At 32.5% G+C, this 24,122-nt stretch carries 21 protein-coding genes; 17 read left to right on the top strand and 4 right to left on the bottom strand.

Features of this window, described 5'->3' with window-relative positions; genetic code table 11:
• Positions 1–7 precede the first annotated feature (7 nt).
• Together AC2TDS_RS04575 and AC2TDS_RS04570 are read right to left on the bottom strand one after the other, a co-directional pair.
• Positions 8–520 carry a TrmH family RNA methyltransferase gene (locus AC2TDS_RS04575; protein ID WP_484737943.1) on the bottom strand — a complete coding sequence of 171 codons (513 nt, stop codon included), beginning with the start codon at positions 518–520 and terminating at the stop codon, positions 8–10.
• A gap of 19 nt (positions 521–539) precedes the next feature.
• Positions 540–1,424 (bottom strand): helix-turn-helix transcriptional regulator, encoded by an 885-nt coding sequence (locus AC2TDS_RS04570; protein ID WP_484737942.1) that lies wholly within the window; start codon positions 1,422–1,424, stop codon positions 540–542.
• Positions 1,425–1,635: 211 nt separating this feature from the next.
• Here AC2TDS_RS04570 and hemA point away from each other — a divergent pair, with 211 nt between their 5' ends.
• The 10 genes from hemA to AC2TDS_RS04520 all read left to right on the top strand — a co-directional run bounded on the left by hemA (position 1,636) and on the right by AC2TDS_RS04520 (position 12,895).
• Positions 1,636–2,901 carry a glutamyl-tRNA reductase gene (gene hemA / locus AC2TDS_RS04565; protein WP_484737941.1) on the top strand — a complete coding sequence of 422 codons (1,266 nt, stop codon included), beginning with the start codon at positions 1,636–1,638 and terminating at the stop codon, positions 2,899–2,901.
• Positions 2,885–4,474 carry a hydroxymethylbilane synthase gene (gene hemC / locus AC2TDS_RS04560; protein ID WP_484737940.1) on the top strand — a complete coding sequence of 530 codons (1,590 nt, stop codon included), beginning with the start codon at positions 2,885–2,887 and terminating at the stop codon, positions 4,472–4,474. Before hemA ends, hemC begins: the two co-directional genes overlap by 17 nt.
• A 63-nt stretch (positions 4,475–4,537) precedes the next feature.
• Positions 4,538–5,503 carry a porphobilinogen synthase gene (gene hemB / locus AC2TDS_RS04555; protein ID WP_484737939.1) on the top strand — a complete coding sequence of 322 codons (966 nt, stop codon included), beginning with the start codon at positions 4,538–4,540 and terminating at the stop codon, positions 5,501–5,503.
• A gap of 107 nt (positions 5,504–5,610) precedes the next feature.
• On the top strand, positions 5,611–6,201 hold the full coding sequence (locus AC2TDS_RS04550) for a glycosyltransferase family 39 protein (protein WP_484737938.1): 591 nt from the start codon (positions 5,611–5,613) through the stop codon (positions 6,199–6,201).
• Between the two features lie 298 nt (positions 6,202–6,499).
• Positions 6,500–7,789: a glutamate-1-semialdehyde 2,1-aminomutase gene (gene hemL, locus AC2TDS_RS04545; RefSeq protein ID WP_484737937.1), complete on the top strand. Its 1,290-nt coding sequence runs from the start codon at positions 6,500–6,502 to the stop codon at positions 7,787–7,789.
• Between the two features lie 88 nt (positions 7,790–7,877).
• A complete protein-coding gene (gene hemE, locus AC2TDS_RS04540) occupies positions 7,878–8,903 on the top strand; it encodes a uroporphyrinogen decarboxylase (protein ID WP_484737936.1) in 1,026 nt (341 codons plus the stop codon).
• A gap of 30 nt (positions 8,904–8,933) precedes the next feature.
• Positions 8,934–9,548 (top strand): TlpA family protein disulfide reductase, encoded by a 615-nt coding sequence (locus tag AC2TDS_RS04535; RefSeq protein WP_484737935.1) that lies wholly within the window; start codon positions 8,934–8,936, stop codon positions 9,546–9,548.
• An 84-nt stretch (positions 9,549–9,632) separates the two neighbouring features.
• A complete protein-coding gene (locus AC2TDS_RS04530; protein ID WP_484737934.1) occupies positions 9,633–10,379 on the top strand; it encodes an EI24 domain-containing protein in 747 nt (248 codons plus the stop codon).
• 28 nt (positions 10,380–10,407) lie between these two features.
• On the top strand, positions 10,408–11,316 hold the full coding sequence (hemF, locus tag AC2TDS_RS04525) for an oxygen-dependent coproporphyrinogen oxidase (RefSeq protein WP_484737933.1): 909 nt from the start codon (positions 10,408–10,410) through the stop codon (positions 11,314–11,316).
• Between the two features lie 271 nt (positions 11,317–11,587).
• The gene (locus AC2TDS_RS04520) at positions 11,588–12,895 is read left to right on the top strand and encodes a dihydrolipoamide acetyltransferase family protein (RefSeq protein ID WP_484737932.1); all 1,308 of its coding nucleotides are present in this window, start codon (positions 11,588–11,590) and stop codon (positions 12,893–12,895) included.
• A 114-nt stretch (positions 12,896–13,009) separates the two neighbouring features.
• Here AC2TDS_RS04520 and AC2TDS_RS04515 read toward each other — a convergent pair whose 3' ends face one another.
• Entirely contained in the window at positions 13,010–14,986 is a 1,977-nt protein-coding gene (locus AC2TDS_RS04515; RefSeq protein WP_484738919.1) for an alpha-ketoacid dehydrogenase subunit alpha/beta, read from the bottom strand.
• 1,228 nt (positions 14,987–16,214) lie between these two features.
• Between AC2TDS_RS04515 and AC2TDS_RS04510 the strand changes: the two genes are divergently transcribed.
• The 7 genes from AC2TDS_RS04510 (at position 16,215) to AC2TDS_RS04480 (ending at position 23,090) form a co-directional block, all read left to right on the top strand.
• Entirely contained in the window at positions 16,215–17,966 is a 1,752-nt protein-coding gene (locus AC2TDS_RS04510; RefSeq protein ID WP_484737931.1) for an amidohydrolase, read from the top strand.
• A 10-nt stretch (positions 17,967–17,976) separates the two neighbouring features.
• The gene (locus tag AC2TDS_RS04505; protein WP_484737930.1) at positions 17,977–18,810 is read left to right on the top strand and encodes a tetratricopeptide repeat protein; all 834 of its coding nucleotides are present in this window, start codon (positions 17,977–17,979) and stop codon (positions 18,808–18,810) included.
• Positions 18,811–18,823: 13 nt separating this feature from the next.
• Entirely contained in the window at positions 18,824–19,468 is a 645-nt protein-coding gene (locus AC2TDS_RS04500) for a YiaD family glycine zipper/OmpA-like lipoprotein (RefSeq protein WP_484737929.1), read from the top strand.
• Between the two features lie 90 nt (positions 19,469–19,558).
• Positions 19,559–19,708 (top strand): hypothetical protein, encoded by a 150-nt coding sequence (locus AC2TDS_RS04495; RefSeq protein WP_484737928.1) that lies wholly within the window; start codon positions 19,559–19,561, stop codon positions 19,706–19,708.
• Between the two features lie 33 nt (positions 19,709–19,741).
• Positions 19,742–20,383, top strand: coding sequence for a hypothetical protein (locus AC2TDS_RS04490; RefSeq protein WP_484737927.1), 642 nt, complete (start codon positions 19,742–19,744; stop codon positions 20,381–20,383).
• A 374-nt stretch (positions 20,384–20,757) separates the two neighbouring features.
• Positions 20,758–21,675 (top strand): helix-turn-helix domain-containing protein, encoded by a 918-nt coding sequence (locus AC2TDS_RS04485; protein WP_484737926.1) that lies wholly within the window; start codon positions 20,758–20,760, stop codon positions 21,673–21,675.
• Positions 21,676–21,827: 152 nt separating this feature from the next.
• Entirely contained in the window at positions 21,828–23,090 is a 1,263-nt protein-coding gene (locus tag AC2TDS_RS04480; protein ID WP_484737925.1) for a nuclear transport factor 2 family protein, read from the top strand.
• A 32-nt stretch (positions 23,091–23,122) separates the two neighbouring features.
• Here AC2TDS_RS04480 and AC2TDS_RS04475 read toward each other — a convergent pair whose 3' ends face one another.
• Positions 23,123–24,019 (bottom strand): TIGR01777 family oxidoreductase, encoded by an 897-nt coding sequence (locus AC2TDS_RS04475; protein ID WP_484737924.1) that lies wholly within the window; start codon positions 24,017–24,019, stop codon positions 23,123–23,125.
• Between the last annotated feature and the right edge of the window lie 103 nt (positions 24,020–24,122).

Raw genomic sequence — 24,122 nt, 5'->3', positions numbered from 1 at the left:
AATGACATTAAATTTTATTGTTTGACAATTGGTTGGTTACTTCATATAAAGTAATTGCTAAACTATGAACTACGTTCATGGATGAATTTCGTCCGTACATTGGTATAGCAACCGTTGTATCAGCAATCTCAATATCTTCAACACCGTGTCTTTCGCTTCCCAAAAGTAATACAATTTTTTCATGTGCTTTAAAATCGTAATTGTTAATATTTATACTTTCATCAGTGACTTCAATACCAACGATTGTATTACCTTCTTGCTTTAGTTGGGATATTAAACAGCAAAAATCGGTATATTGTTCATGTTGTATTTGACTTATAGTATTCCTAGCAGTCCGTTTAACAATTCTATTATCGATAGAAGGAGAGTTTTCATGTAAATAAATTTTAGAAACTCCAAAACTTTCCGCTATTCTAAAACACATCCCAATATTCTCTGGGGTTCGAATAGCATCACATACAATGGTAATCGGAAAGAGTGTTGTGTCATTTTTGATATCGTAATGAGTTAATTGCTTCATTTAGTAATACTACGCTTCTTTATTGGTTTAAGTTAATTACATATTGTTTAGGGGTCGTGCCAAATTTCTTTTTAAACGCTGCAATAAAATGACTCGAAGTACTATAGCCTACTTGTAAACCAACTTCATTTACGTTATGTTTACTGGTTTCTAGCAGTTTACGAGCGTATTCCATTTTGTAATCAAATAGGAAACTATACACTGTATCACCATAAATTTGTTTAAACCCTTCTTTTAATTTTTTTAAATTAACCCCCACTTCATTAGCAAGTTCTTGTAAGGTAGGGGGTTCACTCATTTTAGAAATGATAATATCTTTGGCTTTTCTAATTTTTAAAACTTCACGATCATCAACAAGAAACGGACAGTATTCGTCATTAGTACTTTCACCACTGTCAAAATGCAAGCTTAGTAATTCGTATATTTTACCTTTTATATAAAGATTCCTTACCGAACTATGATTCTTTGCTGCAAAAATTTGCTGGAGTACAATTAAAAGATTGCTTTTTATTTCAGTATTGTCATAATATTTCTTGTTTTTGTTGTTTTCACTCAAAAAAGGAATGTAGCCCGCTTCTTGAGAAAATAACGAATGAAACTTTTCAATAGAGATTAAAACAGAAATTAACGATGTTTTTGGGAGGATTTCTAAATTAATAGGAAGTTTTTGTTGTGGATTATATAGTAAAATTGAATGTTTGTCAAGTACATTAAAAGTGTATGTATTGTTGTTGAAATGGAACTTGCAATTTCCTTTAACACAATAATGTAACTGAATATACGTGCTGTCAATATCTCTATTATATTGCTCCGTTTTATTCGTGTCATTTTGGAACTTTAATACGAAAAAGCCTTTTTCAAAAACAATTTCGTTAAAAGTACTTTCTGCGACATTTTTTGACATATACAACAAAATTAATTAATATATTTTTATTTAGAATGATTCTATATAAAACCGCTCCGAACAGTCGAGTTTGCTGCAAATTTAAGGTTTTTTCCAATGTTTATCAGTAATAAATGTCTAAAATCCCTGAAACGACATTAAAAGTTCTTTTGGCGATACTTTTAATGAATGAAACTTTATATTTTTGAATGTTTTTTGGAAGCAGATTTTAATGTATACAGATAATAGACCTACGAAATTTTACAATATTGGAGTCAGTTATGTAAAAGCTGATGCGGACACAAGAGGAAAGTTCTCTTTGTCCAAAGAAAGTCAAATAGCTCTTTTACAGAAGGCAAAGGAACGCGGTTTTGAGGGTGTTTTTGTGCTTTCGACATGTAATAGAACCGAAATTACTGGTTTCGCTGAGCATCCTTTTCAATTAATTAGTATGCTTTGTGATCATTCTCATGGATCGGTTGAAGAGTTTGCAAAAGTTGCCTATATCAATAAAAATCAAGACGCCATACAACATTTATTTAGAACAGGTACTGGTTTAGATAGTCAGATCTTAGGAGATTATGAAATTGTTGGGCAGTTGCGCCAAGCTTTTAAATTGGCTAAAGAGATAGGAACAACAAATGCTTACCTAGAACGTCTGCTTAACTGCGTTATGCAAGCGAGTAAACGTGTAAAAAATGAAACAAAACTTAGTTCAGGTACTACTTCCGTGTCATACGCGGCTGTGCAGTACTTGATTAAAAACTTACCCAGTTACAATACGAAGAATATTTTGGTTTTCGGATTAGGTAAAATGGGGAAACATACCTGTAAGAATTTAGCTGAATACACAAAGAATAAAACCGTTAGTTTAATAAACAGAACGGAGGAGAAAGCAATGGCATTTGTCAAACAACATCCATTCATAAATCAAGCTAAATATGAAAATTTAACTGAAGAAATTAAGAATAGTGATGTGTTGATTGTTTCAACAGGAGCAGATAAACCTACTATTGTTAAACAACATGTTTCGGATAAAAAAATACTAATTCTTGATTTATCAATGCCAGCAAATGTTTCGAGTGAAGTGGCAGAAATGGAGAATGTAACTTTAGTTAATGTAGATGAATTGTCTAAGATTACAGATGAAACATTATCGTTAAGACAACAAGAAATTCCTTTTGCTGAGGCCATAATAGAAGTGTATAAAGAAGAGTTTAATGAATGGTTAAATCATAGAAAGTTTACACCGGCTATTAATGCGTTGAAACAATCTTTATTAGCAATTCAAAAAGATGAAATTAGTTTTCATAAGAAAAAGCACCAAAATTTTGATGAAGCACAAGCAGAAGTAATCACATCAAGATTTATTCAAAAAATAACCACACAATTCGTAAAACATTTAAAAGATGAGAATACTTCAATAAATCAAAGTATTGAAGTAATGTCAAGAGTGTTTGGAACAACTTTACAATCAGTAGATGCAGAAGACAATTAGAATCGGTACACGCGATAGTGAACTAGCCTTATGGCAAGCTAACAAAGTAAGAAAACAGTTAGAAGAATTAGGGTATATTACCCAAATAGTACCGATAAAATCAACAGGAGATATTGTGCTTGATAAGCCTTTATACGAGCTTGGTATTACAGGGATATTTACTAAGAATTTAGATATAGCAATGTTAAATGGCGATATTGATATAGCCGTACATTCAATGAAAGATGTTCCAACAATTTTACCCAAAGGAATTGTGCAGGCAGCTGTGTTAAAAAGAGCTAACCACAATGACATATTAGTGTTGACAGACACAGAAGAATTTATGGGGCAAAAGAAAGGAACCATTGCCACAGGAAGTTTGCGTAGAAGAGCGCAGTGGCTAGATAGATATCCTACTCATGATGTGGTCGATTTACGTGGAAATGTTAACACTCGCTTAGAAAAGTTAGATAACAGTGATTGGAATGGTGCTATTTTCGCAGCAGCAGGTCTTGAACGTATAGGGAAAAGACCAAAAGGAGCGATTTCTTTATCATGGATGATCCCTGCCCCAGCTCAAGGGGCGATTATGATTACAGCTTTGGAAGAGGATACCTATGTTAAAGAAGCGTGTGAGCAAATTAATGATAAGGATACGGAAACTTGTACAGGTATAGAACGTGAATTTCTAAGACGCTTAGAAGGTGGGTGTACTGCACCTATCGGGGCGTTATCGTATATAAATGAAGTAGAAAAAGAAGTTCATTTTAAGGGAGTTTTACTGAGTAGAGATGGAAGTAAAAAAATAGAGGTAAGTAAAAAGGTGCCCTTAGGAAAACATAAATTTTTAGCAAAAGATTGTGCAAATTATGTGATTGATAAAGGGGGGAAATTAATGATGATTGAAGATGAAGGAATTGAGCGAGCCTTCTCTATTTATTCAACAAAAAAATTATCGGAAGCTCAAAAAAAACTATTACCTAATACGGTTAGTGTACAAGATAGCGATTTCATAAAAATAAGATACAATCGCATCCCCTCAAAAGTTATTAAACAGCAAATCGATAATGTAATCATAACCAGTAAAAATGGTGTTGAAGCAATTTTACACAATTTTAGTAAAGACGAATTACACTTCAAAAATATCTATTGCGTTGGTAGAAGAACTAAAAAGTTAATAGAACAAAAAATAGGAAAGGTTGCCCATACTGAAAACAATGCGAAAAAATTAGCAACGTATTTAGGAGAAGTATTAGAAGGTGAAAAAGTCACTTATTTTTGTAGTAATTTACGATTAGATACGTTACCGACACTTTTAAAGGAACGTGGAGCTGAAGTTAACGAGGTAGAAGCATATAAAACAATGTATAGCCCTGTTAAAATTGAAGAGAAAGTGAATGCAGTGCTGTTTTATAGCCCATCTACTGTAGAAAGCTATTCACAAAAAAATGCTGCTGATGAAATGGCTTTTTGTATTGGTGATAGCACAGCAAAAGAAGCGCAGAAGTATTTTGAAAATGTGAAAGTAGCTAAAGTGCCAACGGTAGAAAGTGTGTTGGAGCTTGTGAACTTACATTACGCAAAAGAATCGTAACAAAATTATTTTAAAAGGTAACAAGTAGTGTTTTTACCTTTTCTTTAGTATATACCATAGTAAATGTTTAGAACCCGAAGACTAAGAAAGACAGAGAATATTCGCAGATTAGTTAGAGAAACTAAATTGTCAGTAGATGATTTTATATATCCTTTATTTATTGAAGAAGGAACTGGGATAGAAACGGAAATCCCTTCGATGCCAGGAATTAATCGTTATTCATTAGACACTATTTCGAAAGAATTAGATGAAGTGACTGATTTAAATATTCCAGCAGTATTACTGTTTGGAATTCCATCTAAAAAAGATGAAGAAGGGACCGAAACATGGAATGATAATGGAATAATGCAACAAGCGATACGATTTATCAAAAAAAACTATCCAAGTTTGTATGTAGTGACCGATGTGTGTTTTTGTGAATACACTTCACATGGTCATTGTGGAATTATTCATGACAATGATGTTGATAACGATGCTACCTTAGTCAATTTAGCAAAACAAACAGTATCACATGCTAAGGCAGGAGCAGATATGGTAGCGCCATCAGGAATGATGGATGGAGCTATTGCTATGATGCGTGAAGCTTTAGATAACACCGGTTTTGCGAACTTACCAATTATGGGGTATTCAGTAAAATATGCTTCAGCATTTTATGGGCCTTTTAGAGAGGCTGTTGATTCTGCGCCGTCATTTGGAGATAGAAGAACCTATCAAATGGACCCTTCTAATAGAGATGAAGGATTGAGAGAAGCTACTTTTGATGATGAAGAAGGAGCCGATATTTTAATGGTGAAACCGGCCTTATCATATTTAGATATTATCAGAGATTTGAAAAATGGTTTTGATCGTCCTATTGCCTGTTATAATGTGAGTGGAGAATATGCTATGGTGAAAGCAGCGGCAGAAAAAGGATGGATTGATGGAGAAAGAGTAATGATGGAGAGTTTACTCTCTATGAAAAGGGCAGGAGCGGATATAATTATAACTTATTTTGCAAAAGAAGCAGCGAAATTAATTTTAAGAAAATAGAAGAGAGTTTAACTTTAGACGCTATTTGAATTTAATTAAAAGGTCGAGTTGTAAAAGTGTAAAACTTATTAACAAGCTCTTCTAGGTAAGTAGTGTAAGATTATAGTATGGAAAACAGATATAACATTAAGTTAGATTATTATTGGTTGTTTATCATTCTTGTAGTTCTATTACTTTTAATACCCTCTCTTATAGTGAAAGGAATATTTTTGGATGGGATTACCTATGCGGCAATATCCAAAAATTTATCCAATGGGCTATGGACGTTCGCTAGACCTTATTATACACAAATATTATATCCAGTATTTTATGAAGATCCTCCTCTAGTTTTTTGGATTCAATCTGGGTTTTTTAAATTCTTAGGAGAGCGTTTTTTTGTAGAGAAGTTATATTCTATGATCATAGGCTTGTTTATAGTTCGGGAAACTGTGTTACTCTGGAGTCTTTTTGAAGAAAAAAAACATAAAAAATTTAGTTGGGTAGCTGTACTTTTATGGGGTGTTACACCCATTGTTTTCTGGGCGTATCCAAACAATATTTTAGAGAATATATTAGGGGTTTTTACAATTTTTTCTGTACTATATTCGTTAAATCTTGTCAAAAACAACAAAAGTAAACAGCTAGTTATGGGTGGTTTTTTTATAGTGCCTTTAGTGATGCCCAAACTTGTGATGTTCTCTGATCAGAACATAGTATAAGAACTAAATTTAGTTTTGCTAACTTTAGTGATTAGTTTTTTATTGTTTAATAAGTATAGGAGAGATAAAGGAAAAAATGAGGATATTAAAAGAGTAGCAAAAGCACTCGAAAAAAACACCATACTATCAGTATCGGATGAAAATTAAAATCAATGGTACACAATTGCTTATTTTGCAAGAAAAAAATAGTATTTATAATAAAGAAAGAGAAGTTAGGTACAGGAGTTCTTGAAAATCTTGAGGAACTCGATTTAAGTTTAACTATCTATGACACATACAAGTTTAAAAATAAAGAGGAATGAAGTTTCGTAAATCACAAGAATTATATAATCAAGGATTAGAAAACTTGGTTGGAGCAGTGAATTCTCCAGTTAGAGCGTTTACTTCCGTGGGAGGAAATCCGTTGTTTATAAAAAAAGCAAAAGGAAGTAAAATTACGGATGTTGATGGTAATTCATATATTGATCTAGTACTATCTTATGGGCCGATGATCTTAGGACACCGTCATAAAAAAGTACAGTCTGCAATACAGAAGGCTTTAAAGAAAGGCTATTCATTTGGAGCTTCTACTAAAAATGAGATTAAGTTAGCAAAGATTGTATGCAATGCTTTCCCAGGAATGGACAAAGTGCGTTTTGTTAATTCAGGAACTGAAGCTGTATTAAGTGGAATTCGTTTGGCAAGAGCGTATACAGGAAAAGATAAAATAATAAAATTTTCAGGTTGTTATCACGGGCATCAAGATGCCTTGTTAGTAGCGGCAGGCTCAGGCTTGGCTACATTGAGTTTACCGGGAAGCAAAGGAGTTCCAGAAGGAGCAGTTCAAAATACGCTAATAGCAAACTATAATGATTTAGAGAGTGTAAAAGCTCATTTTGAAACCCACCAAGATATCGCTGGGGTTATTTTAGAACCAGTTGCAGGTAATATGGGAGTCGTGACACCTCAAAACAACTTTTTAAAAGAATTAAAAGAGTATGTAAAGGCTAAAGGAGCCTTATTAATTATAGATGAAGTTATGACAGGGTTTCGATCTAAATTTGGCGGAGCACAAGAGCTTTTTGATGTGGAAGCGGATATTACATGTTTAGGAAAAGTAATTGGTGGAGGCTTCCCTGTGGGTGCATACGGAGCTCGCAATGAAATTATGGAAATGGTAGCACCTTTGGGTGGAATGTATCAAGCAGGAACGTTAAGTGGGAACCCAATAGCAATGGCTGCTGGAATATCCACATTAACAGAGCTAAAGAGGCAAAATCCGTATGAAAAGTTTAACGAAATAGCTCAAATTATAGAGGTGTTTTTAACGGAATCAGCAAAAAAATATGAGGTAGATATTACCGTAAGTAGATTTGGATCAATGATTAATCCATTTTTCACGACAAAAAAAGTTACAAACTTTGAAGAAGCTCAGACTTCGGATACTGAAAAATTTGCAACATTTTTTTGGGAAATGATAAAAAACGGAGTGTTTTTACCACCATCACAGTTTGAAGCGTGGTTTTTATCGTCAGCGATTTCAGAAAAAGATATTAAAAAGATAGCGTACGCAATAGATAAAGCAATGCAGGCGGTAGCTAAATTATAATAATAAAAACATTACCACTCAAAGGCAGAAAGTATATTTCGAGTAGTAAAATTTACTTTATAACCTTAGTGGTGACATAGAGAACACAATGATAAAAAACGATTTATTTTTAAGAGCGTTAAAAGGAGAGGTAGTTGAACGTCCACCAGTATGGATGATGCGTCAGGCAGGGAGATACTTACCTGAATTTATGGAGATACGTAAAAAGTATGATTTTTTCACAAGATGTAGAACCCCTGAGTTAGCTTCAGAAATTACAGTTCAGCCTATACGAAGATATGGTATGGACGCCGCAATATTATTTTCTGACATATTAGTGGTACCCCAAGCAATGAATGTTGAGGTGGAGATGAAACCAAACTTCGGACCATATTTACCAAATCCAATTAGAGATAGAAAAAGTTTAGATCAAGTAGTGATACCTGATGTTAACGAAGAATTACAATATGTAATGGAAGCAATCAAAGCAACCAAAGAGAAGCTGAATGATGAAATTCCATTAATAGGTTTTGCAGGATCTCCTTGGACGATTTTGTGTTATATGGTGCAAGGTCAAGGGTCTAAAAATTTTGATAAAGCAAAAGAATTTTGCTTTACTCAACCTGTATTAGCGCACGAATTACTTCATAAGATAACAAAAACAACCATTGCTTATTTAAAAGCAAAGGTAAAAGCCGGTGTCGATGCGGTTCAAATTTTTGATTCTTGGGGAGGAATGTTATCTCCCACAGATTATCAAGAGTTTTCATGGCAATATATTAACCAAATAATAGAAGCTTTAAAAGATGAAATCCCTGTTATTGCTTTTGGTAAAGGATGTTGGTTTGCACTAGATGTGATGGCAAAATCAAATGCATCTGCTCTTGGAGTAGACTGGACATGCTCTGCTAGAAATGCTCGTTATTTAACAGGAGGGAATATCACATTACAAGGAAATTTTGACCCTTCAAGGTTATTATCACCGCCATCCGAAATTAGAAAAATGGTAACCGAAATGATAAATGAGTTTGGTAAAGACAAATATATTGTTAACTTAGGGCATGGAATTTTACCAAATATTCCGGTAGAAAATGCGAAAGCATTTGTAGATGCAGTGAAGGAATATAAAATATAATACATAACCAACCACCTTAAATATTTAATTATGAAGAAATTGTTACTTGTATTATTGATGATAACAATGCAACTTGGTTTTTCTCAAGATAAAGAGTTTTATAAAGATGCTGTTAATGATTGCATAGTAAATTCGAATAAAGATGCTGCTATGTTAGACGATATCGTTAATAATTGTATAAAAGGAAAGTATATTTCTAATTATGACTTCACAACAGTCAATGGAAAAGTGATAAGTACTGATAAAATTGAAAAACCTATTTTATTAGTAGCCGCAGCAACTTGGTGTGCACCATGTTGGGGTGAAATACCTGCTTTAAATAAAATGGTAGAAAAATATAACGAACAAATGAAATTTGTAATACTTTTCTGGGATAAAAAGGAAGGAATAGAAAAAATGTCAGCAAAGTTGGACAAGAGAATACAATTAGTGGTTTCTCCTGAAGAAACTACTGATAAATCTACGATTCAAGTAAATGGATTTGTTCATAAAATGGATTATCCAACAGCGTATTTGATCTCAAAAGATAAACAAATTGTTAATTTTAAAAGAGGAGCAGCTTCTCCATCAAAAAAAATGACTTGGGAACAAGTGAATGAAACGAATGAAAAGCAACTAGAAGAATTTTTGAAGCCTGTTTTGTAACGGTAACATGTCTTTCTGAGAAATAATACAATCCTCTTTCTAGAAATAGAAAGAGGATTGTAAATTTATAAACTATATAAAATTATGATTAAAAATATACTCTATGGAATTAGAGCTTATGGAGGTACAATTAGCTTAATATCGAAATTAAAACTGTGGAAGTTCTTTTTGGTTCCAGTTTTTATAAGTGTTTTAACAGCAATCGTTATTGTACTATTAGCCTATTCTTTTTCGGATAATATTGGGCATTATATTGCTAATTTATGGAAATGGGAATTTGGCAAGCAAACATTTGAATTAATTAGTACCTTCTTAAGTGCTACTATTATTGTGGTCATCGGATTGATATTATATAAACACATTATAATGGCATTGTCCGCTCCTTTTATGAGCCCTGTTTCTGAAAAAATTGAAGAATACTATTTAGGAAGAACGCATCAACATAGAACAACATCTTTCTACGAACAATTAATAAGAGGTATTCGGATAAATGTAAGAAACTTAGTGAAAGAGCTTTTACTAACAATACCGATTTTATTTTTAGGGTTTATTCCAGTAATTGGGTTACTCTCAACAGTTTTATTGTTTTTAATGCAAGCTTACTATGCTGGTTTTGGGAATATGGACTACACACTTGAACGCCATTTTAAATATAAGGAAAGCGTTGATTTTGTTAGTAGAAATAAAGGAGTTGCTATAGGAAATGGAATTGTTTTTATGTTGTTTTTATTAATTCCAGTGATTGGAGTTATAATAGTTCTACCACTTTCGGTAACTGCAGCTACTACAGAAACAATTAAAAGAATTCAAACAAACGAATTGGTAGAATAATTATTTTTGCATTTCAATATTTATATAGATGAAAGACCAGTTTTACACTTATATTCAAAAATTACAGGATACAATCACATCAAAATTAGAAGAAATAGATGGTAAAGAAACGTTTAAGGAAGATATTTGGAAACGTGAAGAAGGTGGTGGAGGAAGAACAAGGGTAATTGAAAATGGAAATGTTTTTGAAAAAGGAGGCGTAAATATTTCAGCGGTTAATGGAGAATTACCAGAAGTACTGCGAAAGCAATTTGGTGTTGAGCATGGTAACTTTTATGCATGTGGGTTAAGTTTAGTTATTCATCCTAAAAACCCATTCGTTCCAACCGTGCACGCCAATTGGCGATACTTTGAAATGTATGACGCAACGGGTGAAATAGTTACGCAATGGTTTGGTGGTGGGCAAGATTTAACACCCTATTACTTGTTCGATGAAGATGCAATCCATTTTCACACAGTTTGTAAAGAAGCTTGTGATAAACATGATCATAAGTTTTATAAGAAGTTTAAAAAAACCTGTGATGAATATTTTTGGAATGCACATCGAAATGAGGCTAGAGGTGTTGGGGGGTTGTTTTTTGACTATTTAAAAGAGTCAGAAGAGTTTTCGATACAAAACCGATATGATTTCGTTACAGAGGTAGGTAACAGTTTTTTGAACTCATATATTCCCATTGTAGAAAAAAGGAAAAATATACACTACACAGACAAGCATAAGAGCTGGCAGGAGGTTAGGAGAGGACGTTATGTTGAATTTAATTTAGTTCACGATAGAGGAACATTATTTGGACTTAAAACTAACGGAAGAATAGAAAGTATTTTAATGAGCTTACCGCCTACAGTTCAGTGGAAATACAATCACCACCCAGAGGAAGGTACTGACGAAGAAACATTGTTAAATGTATTGAAAACCCCAAGGGAATGGATATCGTTGTAACGATTGGGGGCGCATGGTTTTTGAAACTATTTTAGTGTAAAAACTTTTAATGAAAGAATATTCACTGATTGTTACTTGATAAAACTAAAGAATGATAAATGTTTAAAGAATATTCGTTTTTAGGTTTTTTATCGTAAAAAAAAGCTTTAAATAGCGGTTTTATTGTGAATAATGTAAATTAACAAGAGAGGTGCCTAAATGTTTTTTAGTTAAAACTGTAAAAAATCATTAGTTTTTAGTACCTTCGCAAGCATTAAAAAATCATACACTTATGGCTAGATATGAATTGAAGCTGCCTAAAATGGGCGAAAGTGTTGCTGAAGCAACCATTACTTCTTGGGTAAAAGAAGTAGGAGAAACTATTGAAATAGATGATACTGTTGTTGAAGTGGCTACTGATAAGGTAGATAGTGAAGTACCTAGTGAAGTTGAAGGAAAACTAGTTGAAATATTATTTAATCAAGACGCTGTTGTCCAAGTTGGTGAAACAATTGCCATAATAGAAACAGAAGGTAGCGAGGATAATTCAACAGATTCCTCAGAAATAACAGAAAACGTGAAAGAGTCTGTTGTTGAAATCGAAAAAACAATTGAAGAAGTAAAAGAAAACGCAGTCACTAACATAGATACATCATCAAGTGATCGTTTTTATTCACCATTAGTAAAGAGTATCGCTCAAACTGAAGGAATTTCGATTGGCGAGTTAGAAAATATACAAGGTACAGGAAAGGAAGGAAGAGTTACTAAAACCGATATTTTAGGGTATTTAGAAAACAGAGGGAAGCAACCAAAAGTAGTTAAAAAGCCAGCGACAGAACCAGCAAAAGATACCCAACCAAAAACTGTTTCTACACCAATAACATTGAGCGGAGAAGATGAGATTATTGAAATGAGCCGCATGGGGAAACTTGTAGCCAAGCATATGGTTAATTCTGTACAAACTTCTGCTCATGTTCAGTCGTTTATAGAGATAGATGTAACCAATATTGTTAACTGGAGAAATAAAGTAAAAGACGCATATCTTAAAAGAGAGGGAGAAAAGCTTACGTTTACTCCAATATTTATGCAGGCTGTAGCACAGACGATTAAGAAACATCCATTAATTAATATATCTGTAGACGGAGATAAAATCATTAAAAGAGGAAATATTAATTTAGGAATGGCAGCAGCCTTACCAGATGGTAACTTAATAGTTCCAGTAATTAAAAATGCTGATCAACTGAGTTTAGTTGGGATGACTAAAAAAGTTAATGATTTAGCAAATAGAGCGAGAGGAAACCAATTGAAGCCAGATGAAATTCAGGGAGGAACCTATACGGTTACGAATGTAGGAGGTTTTGGTAGTATGGCTGGAACTCCGATAATAAATCAACCTCAAGTAGCTATTTTAGCTTTAGGAGCGATTATAAAGAAACCATCGGTTATTGAAACACCTGAAGGTGATTTTATAGGAATTCGCCAGAAGATGATTGTATCACATTCGTATGACCACAGAGTTGTAAATGGTGCGCTTGGAGGAATGTTTATAAAAACCTTAAAAGGAATATTAGAATCTTGGGATGTAAATCAAGATTTTTAAGAGAAGTAAGTACCTATACTATTATATGATAAAGAAAATGCTCACAATTTTGTGAGCATTTTTTGATACATTTATTATTGATTTAGTTTCGTTAATCCCTATTTTTTCAAGGATTTAATAATCTAATAGTTTTAAAAGTTCTTCTTCAAACCTATATTTTGGTAAGTATTCCTTTTCAAGGTTTGGAGCAAAAGGAATAGGAGTTTCAAGACTTGCCACTCGTTTTACTGGAGCATCAAGATATTCAAAACAATTTTCCATAAGTAATGAAGAAATATCTCCAGAAATACTTCCGAATAATGAATCTTCCTGAAGAATGATTACTTTACCAGTTTTCTTGACAGAAGTATAAATCGTTTCAGTATCTAGTGGTTGTAACGATCTTAAATCAATTAAATCTGCTGAAATATTTTTGAGTTTTTCAAGTGTTTCCAATGCCCAGTGTACGGCCATACCAAAAGAAATAATAGTAACATCATTTCCTTCTTTTAACAACGAAGCTTTCCCTAAAGGAAGCGTATAATAATCTTTAGGAACATGCTGGTATAAACTACGATATAAGGCTTTGTGTTCGAAAAATAAAACAGGGTTAGGGTCGTTAATTGCCGTAGCCAATAAACCTTTTGCATCGTAAGGAAAAGCAGGGTAAACCACTTTTAAACCAGGTGTTTTGGTAAACCATGCTTCATTTGTTTGTGAATGAAAAGGCCCAGCACCAACACCAGCACCACATGGCATTCTTATGACAATATCAGCTTCTTGATTCCATCGATAGTGCGATTTAGCCAATAGGTTTACAATTGGATTAAATCCGGTAGAAACAAAATCGGCGAATTGCATTTCCATCACAGATTTCACCCCTTTAACGGAGAGTCCATAAGCAATAGATACAATAGCAGATTCGCAAATTGGCGTATTACGCACACGCTCTTTTCCAAAAGAATCGATAAAGCCTTCGGTAATTTTGAATACCCCCCCGTATTCGGCAACATCTTGCCCCATTATTACGAGTTCATCATGCCTTTCCATTGCTTGCCTAAGGCCTTTAGAAATAGCATCAATTAAACGAATATTTTCGGTTTCAGAATTTTCTTTAACTTCAACATATTCAAAATCTTTATAAACATCACGCAATTCGTTAGAAATTGTCGAGGTGATCTTCTCTTCTTTAAAGGTTACATCAAGATCATGTTGAATTTCTTCTTTCATTGCTTTTTTAAACTTCTCATCTAACTCAGGGGATAGAATTTTTTCAGCAATTAAAAAGTTTCTATAATTCTCAATAGGATCTTTAGAGGCCCATTCATCCATAAGTTGTTGTGGAACATATTTTGTACCACTAGCCTCTTCATGACCTCGCATTCTGAAGGTTTTGAATTCGAGTAAAATAGGTCTTGGATTTTTCCTTACACTTTCTGCGATCTCAGAAACTTTAGTGTATACTTCTAAGATATTATTACCATCAATAATATGAGACTCCATACCATATCCTTTTCCTCTATCAGCAATATGTTCACAATTGTACTGTTCCGAAACGGGTGTTGATAAACCATATCCGTTGTTTTCAATGCAAAATAATACAGGTAAATTCCAAACAGAAGCAACGTTCAAAGCCTCATGGAAATCACCTTCACTCGTTCCTCCATCACCAGAAAATACCGCACAAACACTCTTAGTTTTCTTTAGTTTGTTTGCTAAGGCAATTCCTGAAGCAACACCTAATTGTGGACCTAAATGTGAAATCATTCCTACAATTTTGTATTCCTGCGTTCCAAAGTGAAAACTTCGATCTCTCCCTTTTGTAAAACCATTGGCTTTTCCTTGCCATTGAGAAAATAATCTATGTAAAGGAATATTTCTACTTGTAAAAACGCCCAAATTCCTGTGCATGGGTAAAATATACTCATCTTGTGTTAATACTGAAGTAACCCCTATTGAAATGGCTTCTTGACCAATTCCACTAAACCATTTTGAAATTCTACCTTGACGCAATAGAATGAGCATTTTTTCCTCGATCATTCTAGGTAATAACATCTGTTTATAAAGATCAATGAGCGTTTCATTGCTAAGATTTTTCTTATCGTAATTCATTACTGCATTGGATTTTATATATGTGTTTAAATTAGATGAAGTTTTCATATGATTATAAATAGTTGGTCAAATGTGATTAAAAAAAAGATATAATCAAAGTAGTATCGAATAAAAATTTTTTAATTCGAAAAAACAGGCCTTTTTTTTTATGTAAAATGAAAAAAATGTTAATTTTTATTCTCAATTATAGAATATTTTGATTGTAGGCTAGAGGATACTTAAATTTTGTGTCGGCGGATGTTGATAGCACCCCAATTACCTACTCTTTAGTTTTGCTAGATAAAAACATGTAGTTTCATATATCAAAACGCTTAGTTACTATGAGTAAATCTATAAAAGAACGTTAACAGCGTAATTTCGTGTAAATGCGTAAAATAATACCAGTTATTGTTTGAATTTACTGTAAGAGAAAATGATGATTTTTCTCTTTATAAAAATTAAGCGTATTCTTAGTTTATGGTTGCTTTTTCTAATGTAGAAGAAAGGGTTAACAGGTTGTTTTATTAGGGTGATTTTAATTTGTAAAGGGTATTAGAGTATTGAAATTTAGTTTTTTTGATCTCGCATATTTTTCGTGTTGTGAGAAAAATAATTATGATTTTAACATTTTTTTTAATAATTTCGGAATGGAAAAAATTGAGTTTATTTAAAGTATAGATAAAGTACATAAAACGGCTTAGATTCATGAATTTATGTTTTGAAGTCTTTATAATTATAATGTTTTTGGTTGTTTTGAAAACAATGAATAACTCCAGATTAATGAAAATAAAAAGAAAACTAATTAAATATTACCAAAACATGTCATGGTATTCGAAATTGATTGATTTAACAGTGTTATTTAATTTCAGCCTGATTCTTCGTGATAATCATAAAACTTCTTTTTGTAGCAATTTAATTTCTTTTTTGATTACTAAAAATGACTTAATTGTATCTTCCAAGACCCAAACCTTTTAATTAATCGACCTATATGCTTCCTTAAAGAAAATCATAATAATTTAAAAAGTACTGTTCGTTTTTTTTTATTACCTGTTATACGTACAAGTTTAATGAACAAGAATCTAAAATACATAGAATGCTAAAGGAGCTATTGAAGTTATACAACTTGTAGACCTTTGTTAAACTAAATAAAGAACCCTTTAAAAATAGACAATAATACTATTGTTAGATACCGTTGTTTCGATTACAATTAAAGAGGGTACTGTTTTTAAAAGTAAAGAAATACTCTGGTATGAAGAATTTAGTATTACTAATTACACTAATGTTATTACTTGTTACATGTAATAAAGCTAAACATCAAAAAGAAAGACTTAAAAAAAAGGGGAAAGAAATTACCCTATACTTTGGTGGAGATGTTGTAACGATGGATGGAGATTCGTTGCAAACCAAAGAGGCCGTTGTAACTCATAAAGGCAAAATTATTTTTGTTGGTAATAAGAATGATGCTGTTCGTAAATATACAAAGGCAAAAAAGCATGATTTGAAAGGAAAAACCTTAATGCCTGGTTTCGTTGAACCTCACGTACATCCATCTATTTCTGCAACAATGCTACCTAATGAAATTATAGCACCATATGATTGGGTGTTACCACATGGTGTTAAAAAAGGAGCCTCAGGGAATAAAGAATATTTGAAAAGAGTTACCGAGTCGGTTGATAAAAATGCAAAAACAAATGAAATTTATTTTATCTGGGGATATCACCAGTTATGGCATGGAGAGCTATCAAGAGAGATTATAAATCAAATTTCTAAAAACAAGCCTGTTGGAATTATTCATCGTTCATTTCACGAGATATATTTGAATGATGCAGCTATTAATTTGATAGGAATAAAAGAGGAAGATTTTAAAAATAATCCTCAAGTTGAATGGAGTAAAGGACATTTTTATGAAGGAGGTTGGCTTGCTTTAGTTCCAAAAATGGCTAAAACATTACTTGATTCTGAAAAATACATGAAAGGCTTAGGTATTATGACGCAACTAATACGGAAAAATGGAATTACCACGATAGCAGAGCCAGGTTTTCCTAGTGCAGATTTTACCATGGAATATACTCTACTTAAGAGAGAAATGGATAAGAACCCTCCTTATGATGTATATCTTATTCCTAATGGAACTCAGTTATATGGTATGAAAGGAGGAAATGAAGAGGCAATGACTTTTATGGAAACCTTAAAAGATAGTTTTGATACTAATAATATTCATTTTTTACCGAAGCAAGTTAAGCTTTTTTCAGATGGGGCAATTTACTCTCAACTGATGCAAATGAAAGAAGGTTATACAGATGGTCATCACGGAGAATGGATGACACCTTTACACTTATTTAAAAAGCAAATAAGTCTATATTGGGATCATGAGTATAAAATTCATGTGCATTCAAATGGAGATAAAGGAATTCAACAAGTACTTGATTTTTTAGAAAATGATCAAAAGAGAAATCCAAGGAATGATCATAGATTTACACTTCATCATATGGGGTATTTTACAGATCAAATGGCAGAACAGATTTCAAAGATGGAAATTGAGGCTTCTGTAAACCCATATTATCTTTGGGCACTTTCAGATAAGTATAGTGAAAATGGATTAGGTAAAGAGCGTGCTGAGAACTTGGTTAGGATTAATTCGTTAGTAAAAAGAGATATTCCTACGTCTTATCATTCCGATTTTTCTATGGCCCCCATGGAGCCATTAACTCTTGCAGCTACAGCAATAAATAGAGTAACCTCTGATGGGAGTAAGTTTTCACAAGATCAAAGAGTACCAGTATATGCAGCTATGCGAGCAATCACTATTGATGCAGCAAGAACTTTAAACCTTGAAAATACTATAGGCTCCATAAAAGAAGGGAAAATAGCAAACTTTGTTATTTTGGATAAAAACCCTTTCACGATAGACCCTAGTAAAATAAACGAGATAAAGCCTCTAGGAATCATTTACAGAGGTGATTTTTATATGAATAAAATAACTAATTTAAAGAATAATTAAAATTGAAAATATGGCAAACACGAAGAAAGTAATGATTTTTTGTATGACTACATTTTTAGTATCAACGAGTTTGAAAGCACAAACGTTTACCATGGGTAAAAAATGTAGAGGCTATTTAGAAAGTGCTGAAAACGCGGTTGAAAACAAAGTGTATGATAAAGCCCTTGAGTTATTTGATTTCTTTCGCTCAAAGTGTAGAACGAGAGATGCGAAAGAAAGAGGTGCCTACGGTAAGGCTGAAGCCTTGAATGGTTTGCAACGTTATAACGAGGCGCTTAATGAGGCTAATTATGCTATTAAAATATCAAAAAACAGAAGTTTAAGTGGCCATTTTCAAAAGGCTACAGCTCTCTATGGTTTAGGAAATACAATGGAGGCAAAAGAAGAACTAGAGCAAGTAATAACGCTTACCGAAATGAATGAAAATAGTATTCAAAGAGCTTCTAATTATGCTCTTATGAGTGCTTTTTTTGAACGTAAAATTGAACAAGTTGATTCCGCCCAAGTATATTTAAACAGAGCGAAGAACTTAGATCCTAACAATGAAAAGTATCTTATACAAGAAGGTAGTATGTACGGCAATTTAGGAAGATATGAAATTGCATATGGTGCTTATAAAAAAGCGGAGTTAATGAATCCAAACTCATTGGAGTTGTTTCTTACCAGAAGTAATATGCAATTTAAACAGATGAAAGAGAAGTACGGAACCACAAAAACTCAGGAATTAAAAAATAAAATGAATTCAACAGAAAAAAGCAAGTTGTGTTCGGATTTAAAGAGAGCAAAAAGTCTTGGTTACAAAGATTTAAATAAAGATTTGTTCATAGCAATAGTGTGTAATTAAAAATAAGTATAAAATGAAAAAAATTATTATATTAAGTTTAGCTTTTAGTATCCTAACAGGATGCGGTAGTTTAAATAAGCAACAAAAAGGAACCATTGCAGGTGCCGCAGGCGGAGCACTTTTAGGAGCTGCAGTTTCAAAGGGTAGTATTTGGGGTATTTTGGCTGGTGCAGCCGTAGGTGGTACAGCAGGAAATCTTATTGGAAAAAAAATGGATAGGCAGGCACAAGATATATCACAAGCGATTCCAACAGCCGAGGTTAACAGAGTAGGAGAGGGGATTAATGTTACCTTTGATTCTAGCTTGGCATTTAGTATAAACTCATCCAAATTGAATAGTAATTATCAACAAGAGTTAAAAGAATTAGCAACTGTTTTTAAAAACTATCCAGATACAGATGTTTTAATAGAAGGGCATACTGATGATAGTGGAGCAGCGGATTATAATATGACTTTATCACAGAAAAGAGCAAAGTCTGTTTCAGGTTTTCTTATTAACCAAGGAATTAGTAGTTCTAGGTTAATTGTTAAATGGTATGGAGAAACGCAACCTAAGTACGCGAATGATACTGAAAATAGAGCAAAAAATAGGAGGGTAGAGCTGGCGATATATGCAAATAATGAGATGAAAAATAACGCCAAGCTTGGAAAGCTATAAAATTATACTAATTATAACTTGAAATAGTACAAAGTAATTCTTTTAGAAAAAACAACGGATATTTCAATAGGAGTAGTATTGATTTTACCAATGAATACAAATACCTGTTCTGGAGAGTTTAATTTTAAAGATAACGTAAAACCCAATATGTTGAAGGTAATGGGGTATTTACCCAATTTTACTGGAGATGTAAGTACATTTCGTTTAGGGGAAACGATATTCTTGAAACAGGAAAATTGAAAATTAATATAAATACAATAAAAATAAGTATACATGAGAAAAATTATGTTGTCACTGGTAGTAATGTTTTTTATCGGCTGTGCACCAACCATGGAATATGTATGGTCTAAAAAAGATTTTGAAGGTAAAAAATTTGAGAAATTAGCTGTGATTGTAGTCAGTAAAGATTATGCTTTAAGGAGTATGGTTGAGCGTAAAATAGTTAAAGATTTACAACGTGAAGGTTTCGAGGCAATAAAAGGGATAACATTTTTAACACCTGATTCATCAAAAAAAGACTGGGAAACTAAAAATATAGCCGAAAAACTGAGATCTCTTGGGGTTGATGGGGCAATAGGTGTTAGTTTGGTTAATGTTCGTGATAAAACCGATTATGTTCCTGGAGAAAGTTATATTTATCCGAGTGGATACTATAGATATGGGAAATATATATATAGAAATTATAGTAGGGTATATACTCCAAGCTATTATAAAGATGTAAAAGAATATGTAGTTGAATCTAATTTATACGACGTAACTGTAAAAACCGATAAAGAACATGCTTTATTGTGGAAAGGTCAGTCAACAGTTCATGACCCTACAAGTATGAGTAGCGGAGCAAAATCATATGCAGATAACTTAGTGAGCTACTTAGTTAAAAATAACATTATACGCTTTAGTTTAGATACTAATTAGTAATAATTAGGTTCTTTTTTTGATAAGTGTCTTTACAGGATATTATGACTATTAATACCCAATAGTTGATTGCATTTATAGAATCTAGTGTATGGAAGGAGGTATAGGAAAGTCTTAATTATTAAGGTAGCTGTTAACTACGTCAAAATAATAATTACTTCTAAAAAGGAGTATTATATACCTAAAGTCCAGAAAATTTTCTGGACTTTTTATATTTTTGTGTTTTATTTTTTATGATTTTGGAATTAAATAACTCACTACTTTTTTTCTTTTGCTCCCTTGGCGTTTTTAATGGTTTTTTACTTAGTGTCTATTTTTTAATTTTCTATAGGCACAAAAAAGCGCAGTATTTATTTTTAGGACTTTTATTACTTATGTTAAGCATAAGAATAGGAAAGTCTGTTTATGTAGTTTTCACGAACTATAATGAAAGAAGTTTAGGTATTCTTCAAATAGGCCTATCAGCTTGTTTTTTGATAGGGATTTCCTTATTCTTCTATATTAAATCAACGTTAGAGAACCCAAATAAGTTACCTAGAATATGGAAAATTCATTACCTTATTTTAGTAATACTTATAATTTCTATTGGAATATTGAGACCCTATGAGACGAATATTGATTTTTGGAGAGCATACTTTATAAAATTTATATATACTGTTTGGGGAGCTTATATATTGGCTTCTGCTTTTTTGTTAAAACCATCCTATACAAAAATTCTTAAAAGAAAGGAGTTGAGCACCTCAGAGCTATGGCTTTTGGCCGTATTGGTAGGAAACATTTTAATTTACATAGCATACATAATTGGATATTTTCGTTTATATCTAATAGGTACATTGACATTTTCGTTTGTGTTTTACGGTTTGCTTTTTTTCTTATTATTTAAAAAAAACAGAGAAACTATTTTTCGTGAGATACCTCTAAAATACAATGCGAAACGAATAAATACTACAGAAGCTGAGGGCTTATTAATTAAATTAAAATGGTTGATGAATGAAGAGGTAGTTTTTAAGAATCCAACAATAAAATTAAAAGATGTGGCCGATAAGCTTCACATTATGCCTCATAAGTTGTCGCAACTTCTAAATGACAATATAGGAAAGAGTTTTTCTCAGTTTATAAATGAATATAGGGTAGAAGAAGCAAAGAAACTACTCAAGAATCAACCCCATTTTACACTCGAATCTATTGGTTATGAAGCAGGTTTTTCTTCTAAATCTAGCTTTTATGCTACTTTTAAAAAAATAGCAGGAAAAACACCATCTCAATATCAAAGCTCTTTACCAGAGAAATAACACAATTTAGATGTTATAATATAACGATCCTAATTGTTTATAATAATTGGGATACAAGTCCTAAATTATAATTCAGGACACCTAGATTATAATCCAAAATTCATTTGATAGATAGTTTTATCAGTTTTGTTTTAAATTAAAAAACAGTTAAAATGAAAAAAGTAATTATGGGTGTACTAGGGGTGTTCTGTCTCGCTACATTTTCTCAGAACTCAGTGGCTATAGAGCAGGGTCTTCTTTCCAATATTTATGGAAATAAAATGAAAAAGAACATTATTAATTATGATAAGAGTTTTGTGACCGACGATAAACTTTATTATAAAGGCTTAGAAGAAAATGTTGGTTATTATGAAAATGATAGCGATTTGATAAAAAAAACACTTACGAACTATATAGAAGGAAGTTCGTATAACAAACCCAATCTTTTAAAAAATGCATTTATAGAAGATGCAGCACTTTATTTAACATCAAAAAGTGGATTTAAAAAATTTTCCATAGACCAATATATTGGGTTTTTTAAGAATAGTCCTCAAAACGAATTTAATGGACGATATGGAAAAATAGTGTCAATTGATATTAAGAACGATATTGCCAATGCTAAGGTAGAGATTACAATACCTAAAATAAAAAAGCGCTTTTTAGATTTATTTTTGTTGAAGAAGACGTCTTTGGGATGGAAGATTATTAGTAAAACAGCCACCCAGTATGATAGCCCTAAACACAAAGTACTATTTATAGTATCTAATGCCCATTTTTATGGAGATACTAGTTTGCCAACAGGAAATAGCTTTTATGAAATAGTCAATGCCTATGATGTTTTTATCAATAATGGTTATGAAGTCGATTTTGTGAGCCCTTTAGGAGGCGCTGTTTCGTTAGCTTATATTAATACCTCTTATAGTTTAGCAAAAAAGTATTTATATAATTCAACCTTTATGAACAGGTTAAAAAACACGAAAAGTCCTGATGAAGTAATTTCTTCAGAGTATAAGGCAGTTCAGTATATTGGAGGTGGTAGTGCAATGTTTGGAGTGCCTATGAACAAAAAAATAGCAAACATATCGATGGAAATTTATGAAGATAATAATGGAGTAATATCATCAGTTTGCCATGGAACCGCTGGAATCGTAAATCTAAAGAAAAAAAATGGTCAGTATCTCGTCCACAATAAAAGAATTAGCGGGTATCCTGATGCGTATGAAAACCCAGCGAAACCATATTTTAAAACCTTTCCATTTTTAATAAAAAAAACCATAGAACAGCGAGGAGGGATATTCAAATTCTCTAAAAGAAACACACCCCACATAGAGGTTGATGGGAGACTTATTACTGGTCAGAACTACTTGTCTTCTGCATCAGTATCACAAAAAGTTGTAGAGCTGTTAGATATGCAGAAAAGTAGCGCTAACAACTAGAACATAAGCTATAGAAGCAATGAACAATTGGTTTAGGTCGGTGTAGAAGTAAACAAATTTTTCAGCGCTAATTTTAATGTTGGGTATACAAAGGTATAAGAGTTTTCTGTTTTATTGGTAGCTACTCTACTACCATTTAAAAGAATAACAGAAAGCTCTCCCAACATTATTTTCAGGATCAATGAAGGTACTTTTATTGGGAGGAATATTTTATGAATTTCTCTAGCTAACGTTTTAGTGAAAGAAAAATTAGTATGATGCTCAGGAGCAACAGCATTATAAACGCCATAAAACGTATCATTATTAAGGGCTTCAATATATAAATTACAAAGATCATCTATATGAATCCAAGGCATATATTGTTTCCCGCTTCCTAAAGCACTTAAAAAGAAAGGGGTATTAATTTTAGCTAGTGCCCCACCATGTGCGCTCAGCACAATTCCGGTTCGTAAAATAGTTACAGGAACACCAATTTCAGTAAATTGATTGCTCGCAATTTCCCATTCAACACAAACTTTAGAAATAAAATCATTCTCTGGAGGATCAGTTTCCGAAAATATATTTGCCGATGTAATCGCGCCATAATACCCAATACCCGAAGCAGCAATAAAACCTTCTAGTTGGGTATTTGTTTTTTTTATAAAATCAAACAATAAATTAGCCGATGTCACCCTACTATCAATAATTTCTTGTTTTCTTCTTTTTGACCATCGCTTGTCAGCAATTCCAGCCCCCGCTAAATGAATAATATGAGTCGTGTTTTCAAATGCCTTTCTGTCAATATACCCTTCCTTTATATTCCAATGAAATTCATTCTCTTTTTTAGGGTTTCTTGTTAATATAACGACTTCAAAACCATTGTTTTTTAGGGCTTGTTGAAGATGACTCCCTACCAGACCTGTGCCCCCAGTAATTAAAACTTTTTTCATAGTATAAAAATAAAAAAATCATTAATTAAAACACTGCAGTTTTGCTAGATTATTACGCAAAGGATGTACCTCTTGTTGTATGAACTTATGAAGGTAATAAAAT

This window comes from Tenacibaculum profundicola (genome assembly GCF_057220795.1).
The sequence above is the reverse complement of the archived record's forward strand: the minus strand, read 5'-3'. Positions and strand labels throughout refer to the sequence as shown.

Excerpts from the sequence above, each read along its gene's own strand:
- AC2TDS_RS04575 (WP_484737943.1), bottom strand. The coding sequence starts at position 520 with ATGAAGCAATTAACTCATTACGATATCAAAAATGACACAACACTCTTT.
- AC2TDS_RS04570 (WP_484737942.1), bottom strand. The coding sequence starts at position 1,424 with ATGTCAAAAAATGTCGCAGAAAGTACTTTTAACGAAATTGTTTTTGAA.
- hemA (WP_484737941.1), top strand. The coding sequence starts at position 1,636 with ATGTATACAGATAATAGACCTACGAAATTTTACAATATTGGAGTCAGT.
- hemC (WP_484737940.1), top strand. The coding sequence starts at position 2,885 with ATGCAGAAGACAATTAGAATCGGTACACGCGATAGTGAACTAGCCTTA.
- hemB (WP_484737939.1), top strand. The coding sequence starts at position 4,538 with ATGTTTAGAACCCGAAGACTAAGAAAGACAGAGAATATTCGCAGATTA.
- AC2TDS_RS04550 (WP_484737938.1), top strand. The coding sequence starts at position 5,611 with ATGGAAAACAGATATAACATTAAGTTAGATTATTATTGGTTGTTTATC.
- hemL (WP_484737937.1), top strand. The coding sequence starts at position 6,500 with ATGAAGTTTCGTAAATCACAAGAATTATATAATCAAGGATTAGAAAAC.
- hemE (WP_484737936.1), top strand. The coding sequence starts at position 7,878 with ATGATAAAAAACGATTTATTTTTAAGAGCGTTAAAAGGAGAGGTAGTT.
- AC2TDS_RS04535 (WP_484737935.1), top strand. The coding sequence starts at position 8,934 with ATGAAGAAATTGTTACTTGTATTATTGATGATAACAATGCAACTTGGT.
- AC2TDS_RS04530 (WP_484737934.1), top strand. The coding sequence starts at position 9,633 with ATGATTAAAAATATACTCTATGGAATTAGAGCTTATGGAGGTACAATT.
- hemF (WP_484737933.1), top strand. The coding sequence starts at position 10,408 with ATGAAAGACCAGTTTTACACTTATATTCAAAAATTACAGGATACAATC.
- AC2TDS_RS04520 (WP_484737932.1), top strand. The coding sequence starts at position 11,588 with ATGGCTAGATATGAATTGAAGCTGCCTAAAATGGGCGAAAGTGTTGCT.
- AC2TDS_RS04515 (WP_484738919.1), bottom strand. The coding sequence starts at position 14,986 with ATGAATTACGATAAGAAAAATCTTAGCAATGAAACGCTCATTGATCTT.
- AC2TDS_RS04510 (WP_484737931.1), top strand. The coding sequence starts at position 16,215 with ATGAAGAATTTAGTATTACTAATTACACTAATGTTATTACTTGTTACA.
- AC2TDS_RS04505 (WP_484737930.1), top strand. The coding sequence starts at position 17,977 with ATGGCAAACACGAAGAAAGTAATGATTTTTTGTATGACTACATTTTTA.
- AC2TDS_RS04500 (WP_484737929.1), top strand. The coding sequence starts at position 18,824 with ATGAAAAAAATTATTATATTAAGTTTAGCTTTTAGTATCCTAACAGGA.
- AC2TDS_RS04495 (WP_484737928.1), top strand. The coding sequence starts at position 19,559 with ATGAATACAAATACCTGTTCTGGAGAGTTTAATTTTAAAGATAACGTA.
- AC2TDS_RS04490 (WP_484737927.1), top strand. The coding sequence starts at position 19,742 with ATGAGAAAAATTATGTTGTCACTGGTAGTAATGTTTTTTATCGGCTGT.
- AC2TDS_RS04485 (WP_484737926.1), top strand. The coding sequence starts at position 20,758 with ATGTTAAGCATAAGAATAGGAAAGTCTGTTTATGTAGTTTTCACGAAC.
- AC2TDS_RS04480 (WP_484737925.1), top strand. The coding sequence starts at position 21,828 with ATGAAAAAAGTAATTATGGGTGTACTAGGGGTGTTCTGTCTCGCTACA.
- AC2TDS_RS04475 (WP_484737924.1), bottom strand. The coding sequence starts at position 24,019 with ATGAAAAAAGTTTTAATTACTGGGGGCACAGGTCTGGTAGGGAGTCAT.